This window comes from Dyella sp. SG562, from assembly GCF_011759495.1.
GTDB classification, from domain to species: domain Bacteria; phylum Pseudomonadota; class Gammaproteobacteria; order Xanthomonadales; family Rhodanobacteraceae; genus Dyella_D; species Dyella_D marensis.
This window is the reverse complement of record NZ_JAAOYS010000029.1, coordinates 1-5134: the sequence shown is the minus strand read 5'-3', so window position 1 is coordinate 5134 and position 5134 is coordinate 1. Positions and strand designations below refer to the sequence as shown.

The 5134-nt window shown below is 65.5% G+C and carries 3 protein-coding genes; all 3 read left to right on the top strand.

Features of this window, described 5'->3' with window-relative positions:
- Positions 1–222: 222 nt before the first annotated feature.
- Entirely contained in the window at positions 223–678 is a 456-nt protein-coding gene (locus tag FHW84_RS23015; protein WP_167258830.1) for an SRPBCC domain-containing protein, read from the top strand.
- 335 nt (positions 679–1013) lie between these two features.
- Positions 1014–1709 carry a hypothetical protein gene (locus tag FHW84_RS23010; protein WP_167258829.1) on the top strand — a complete coding sequence of 232 codons (696 nt, stop codon included), beginning with the start codon at positions 1014–1016 and terminating at the stop codon, positions 1707–1709.
- 392 nt (positions 1710–2101) lie between these two features.
- The gene (locus FHW84_RS23005; RefSeq protein WP_167258828.1) at positions 2102–4876 is read left to right on the top strand and encodes a TIM-barrel domain-containing protein; all 2775 of its coding nucleotides are present in this window, start codon (positions 2102–2104) and stop codon (positions 4874–4876) included.
- Positions 4877–5134 lie beyond the last annotated feature (258 nt).

The window sequence follows — 5134 nt, the reverse complement described above, 5'->3', positions numbered from 1 at the left end:
GTGCCCTCTCTTTTTGGTTACTTTTTCTCTGGGCACGCAGAGAAAAAGTAACTCGCCCCGCGGCAGCGGGGCGAAACCCTCGCCAACGGCGAGACCAGAAGACATCAACACGACAACCAAACGACACCACCACCAAACACAACGAGCCCCCCCGAATCAGGCGAACTCTGATATGCCACCAAGCACGCTACGATATTTCTCAACCACATATCAGACCACTCCATGTCAAACCGAATCCTCGAATCCGTCATCATCGACGCCCCCGCATCCACCGTATGGGAAACCCTCACCCACCCCCAGCTCATGCGCGCCTGGATGGGCGACCCCGCCATGAAACTCGAAGTAAGCGCGGACTGGCGCATCGGCGGCGCGGTCAGCGTACGCGGCGTGCACACCGGCCGCTTCGAGAACCGCGGCACGGTGCTGGCCTTCGAACCGGAACGGCGCCTGAGCTATACGCACCTGAGCTCCGTATCCCGGTTGCCGGACGAGCCCTCCAGCTACACCGTCTTCGAGTTTCGCCTTACGGCGCTGGACGAGCAGACCCGGCTGGACTTCGAGGCGCACAGCTTCCCCACCGAAGTGATCTTCCGCCACCTGGCCTTTTACTGGGGCGGCACGCTGGATGCGATCGCACGGCAGGCGGCGTCCCGCCATGGCGGCGAAAAGCATGCGTGATATTCCTAAGAAATCAGAATTGACTGAATGAGTCCTGCCGGAAAGCCGCTCGCACATTAGGTTTTCCTGCGATTTTTCCTGCTTTTCCAATCTGCTGTCCCTTATCCATTTCCTAGTGTTTTGGATCGCGCCGATTGCTTTTCCGCGCACCGCTGTTGGAACGTTGCTGTAGGCGAGCAGGAAGAGCGTTGTAGGCCATCGGCATGGGAACGAGCAGATTCTGGATCGGCCGGCTAGCGGCGATGGCCTGGGCAGCCTGCCTGTGTTTTTCCGGCGCGGTCCCCGCGGCGGACCTGTACTGGTGCGACGGATGCACGCCGGAGCAGGAGAAAGCCATGCTCGGGCGCGTCGAGCACGGCCAGGCATGGTCGGAGGTCTATGTCGGGGATCCCTCCACGCGCACCCTGCACAAGTACGGCGTGGCGCGCAGCTGGGGCCAGGCGCTGCCGTACGACGTGCGGCGCAAATGGACCGAGCCGGAAGTCGAATCGGCGTTCGCCCAGCTGCTGCGCTTTCACGACACCGCCCCGATGGGCTGGAAGAAGACCTATACGCTGCGCATCGTCGATTCGGCCAGGGAGGCGGTGGACTATTTCAATCGCCAGGTCATTCCGGTTTCCGACTATCCCGATCCCGGCATCTCGGTCTACGACGTGCTGGAGGACGCGCGCCAGCGCCGCTATTTCGAAGGCTACGTGCAGGCGGACATCCTGCGCCGGATTCCGCTGGACCTCGGCATCACCCGGCGCAGCCTCGCCTATCTGCGCACGACCGACAGCGCGCGCAGCCCGGTGGTCAGCGTGCTGGTGCAGTTCGCCGACGGCAGCCGTATCGCGGCGCGGCTGGACATCGCCGCGGGCCTGATGGTGAAGATCGACGAGCGCAGCGCACGCGATCCGCGCAACCGCGCCGTTTCGGCCATGCCGCCCACGGATGGCGCGCGGCCGCGCATCCAGGCGGCAGCGGGCGAGGGCGGCGGCTGGGCCAGCCGCGATTGCATCGCCGATGCGCTGCCCGGTATGGGCGGCTGAGCCGCAATTTCGGAGTTCGCCGCATAGCGCGCGGCTTCGCGCTTGTCCATGCTGCACCTGTCCCGGCACCCAAGGCGGCGCTCTCCGAGGCGCGGGTCCGTGACGTCCACCCGTGCGTTCCTGCGGTGACGCATACCGCAGTCGTTCTTCCCCCGAGACGGATTTCTCGGGGGTTTTTTTTGGCCTCCCTCCAAGGCCGCGCCGCGCATCCAGGAATGTGACGAGGCCAGCAGATGCCTGCGAAGGCGGCTCGCGCCTCTCCACTCCTTGCCGCCATTGCGCTAGCTTCCGCCCGATATCCACGCGCGCCCCGGCGCCGGCCTGACGTTGCGCCTGGCCGACGCCTACGACCGTGTCATCGGGCGCCGACATTGAAGCAGGGGGAGTACAAGATGTTCGTTCGCCGTCCGAGATGGCCCGCCTGGCCGGTGCTGCTGGCTTCGCTGTGCCTGGCCGCCTGTACCCAGGCGCCGGTGAAGTCCGGCCAGCCGGTGGTGGTGGCCGACCATGCGCGCTTCTCTTTTCTTACGCCGACCCTGGTGCGCATGGAGTACTCGCCCGGCGGCAGCTTCGTGGATGCGCCCACCGCGGTGATGCAGAAGCGCGACTGGGCGCCGGTGACCGTGCACGTATCGCGCGAGAAGGGCTGGCTGGTGGCCGGCACCGACGCCATGACCCTGCGCTACCGCCTGAATTCCGGCCCCTTCAACGCCGACAACCTCAAGGTGACCTGGACCGCCGGCAAGCCGGGCGAGTGGCACCCCGGCGCGGACGACGCGCAGAACCTCGGCGGCCTGACCTATTCGCTGGACAACGTCAGCAAGGCCAACCTCACCGGCAATCCGCTGGAAAGCCCGGTGAACGACGTCATCCCCAGCATCGAGGTAAAGCTGGAAAAAGCCAAGCCCGGCCTGCTCAGCCGCAGCGGCTACGCCTTCGTCGACGACAGCGGCACGCCGCTGTGGAACAAGGCTTCGCAATGGATCGAGCCGCGCAAGGAGCGCAGCGGGCAGGACTGGTATCTGTTCGCCTACGGCAACGACTACCGCAAGGCGCTGGGCGAATATGCGCAGCTCAGCGGCGAGATCCCGATGATCCCGCGCTACGTGCTCGGCCCGTGGATCACCGATTTCAACTTCGAGTACTTCCCAGGCACCGCGGAAGCGAAGCAGCCGGCGTTCCAGCGCTACAACCAGAAGATGCTTGAGGACGAGGTCACCCGCCTGCGCGCCGCGCGTATTCCGTTCGACACCCTGGTGCTGGATTTCGCCTGGCACAACTACGGCTGGGACGGCGGCTACGACTGGAGCCCGCTGATCGCGCAACCGGACCGCTTCGTCACCTGGCTGCACGGGCGCGGCGTGAAGCTGGGACTCAACGACCATCCCGGCTACGCCAATACCAGGGAAAGCATCCTGTCCTTCGACGACAGCCATGCGCCCGGCGTGCTGGAGGCGCTGGGCAAGCCGCCGCTGGTGCGGCCGTCGTTCGATCTGGACCTCTCCGGCCGCTGGCGTTTCGCGATCGATCCGCGCGACGTGGGTATCAACGCCAAGTGGTACGCGTCCGACTTCGATGCGCGCAGCTGGAAGAGCATCCAGACCGACCGCTCCTGGCAGGTGCAGGGCCAGCCGAACTATGCGGGCGTGTCCTGGTATCGCGCCGACGTGCGCCTGCCGGCCGATCTGCCCAAGACGCTGTACCTGGTGCTCGGCGAGGTGGACCGGAGCTACCGCATCTTCGTCAACGGCCAGGAGCTGCAGCACAGCCAGATCCAGTGGCCGCAGCGGCTGACCTATACCGACGTCGCCGCGGTGGCCAAGCCAGGCGAGACGATCCATATCGCCCTGCGCGTGGAACCCGGCCGCGGCGGCGGCGGCCTGCTGCGCGGGCCGGTGGCGCTGCGCGACGTGCATCCGCCGGAACCCATCGCGTTCGATCTGTCCAACCAGCGCGAAGCGGAGATCTTCATGCGCCGGCTGCACGAGCCGCTGATGCGCCAGGGCGTGGATCTGTGGTGGGTGGACGGCGGTGGCGGGGCTACCGGCATGCCGGGCCTCAATCCGCAGTTCTGGACCAACAAGGTGTTCTACGACTTCAGCGCGCAGGCCACCGGCAAGCGCGGTTTTATCCTCGGCCGCTACGGCGACTGGGGCAGCCAGCGCTATCCGGGCTTCTTCACCGGCGACACCTATTCGGAATGGCCGGTGCTGGCCTACGAAGTGGCGTTCACTGCGCGCGGCGGCAATGTGCTGGTGCCTTACATCAGCCACGATATCGGCGGCTTCCACGGCGCCAAGATCGACTTCGACCTCTACGCCCGCTGGATCGAGTTCGGCACCTTCAGCCCGCTGCTGCGCATGCACAGCGCCCACGCCAATCCGCGCGAAGGCAATGTGCGCATGCCATGGATGTATGGCGACAAGGGCCTGGCGCTGATGCGCAAGTACTTCACCCTGCGCACCCAGCTGATTCCCTACATCTATTCCTACACCTGGATCGCGCATACCGAATCACTGCCGCTGCTGCGCCCGCTGTACCTGCAGCATCCGGAGCTGGAGGAGGCCTACAAGCAGCCCTACGAGTATTTCTTCGGCGAAGACCTGCTGGTGGCGCCGGTGCTCGACACCAGCGGCCAGCGCACGGTCTATCTGCCGCCCGGTCAGTGGGTCGATTTCTTCAAAGGCAAGCGCTATCAGGGAGACACCACCTTCACCGCCCGCTACGCCACCGACGACATCCCCGTATTCGCCCGCGCCGGCGCCATCGTGCCGATGCAGCCGCCGAGCGACTACTCGGACGCGAAGCCGCTGGACACGCTGATCCTGCACGTATTCGGCGACGGCGACGGCAACTTCTCGCTGTACGAGGATGACGGCGTGTCGCTGGATTACGACAAGGGCAGCCACGCCATCACCACCATGCATCACCGCACCGGCCAGGATGGCACGCATGAGTTGACGATCGACGCCGCGCAGGGCGAGTTCAAGGGGCAGGTGCAGAAGCGCGCATACGAGCTGCGCCTGCATACGGCGAAGAAGCCCGCTGCGTTGACGGTGGACGGCAAGCAAGGGCCGGCGTGGAAGTGGAATGCAAAGGAAGGCGTGGCGACGGCAACGGTGCCAGCACGCCCGGTGCGCGAAGCAGTGCGCTTGAGTTGGCATTGAATGAAGCGACAAATGCCGGCGTAGGTTGGGGTGAGCCGCAGGCGAACCCCAACACCCACACCTTCACGCACCTCGCCACGTTGGGGTTCGCTACGCTCACCCCAACCTACGCGGGCTGTACGAGGACGACGGCGTGTCGCTGGATTACGACAAGGGCAGCCATGCCATCACCACCATGCATCACCGCACCGGCCAGGATGGCACGCATGAGTTGACGATCGACGCCGCGCAGGGCGAGTTCAAGGGGCAGGTGCAGAA

Excerpts from the sequence above, each read along its gene's own strand:
- FHW84_RS23015 (WP_167258830.1), top strand. The coding sequence starts at position 223 with ATGTCAAACCGAATCCTCGAATCCGTCATCATCGACGCCCCCGCATCC.
- FHW84_RS23010 (WP_167258829.1), top strand. The coding sequence starts at position 1,014 with ATGCTCGGGCGCGTCGAGCACGGCCAGGCATGGTCGGAGGTCTATGTC.
- FHW84_RS23005 (WP_167258828.1), top strand. The coding sequence starts at position 2,102 with ATGTTCGTTCGCCGTCCGAGATGGCCCGCCTGGCCGGTGCTGCTGGCT.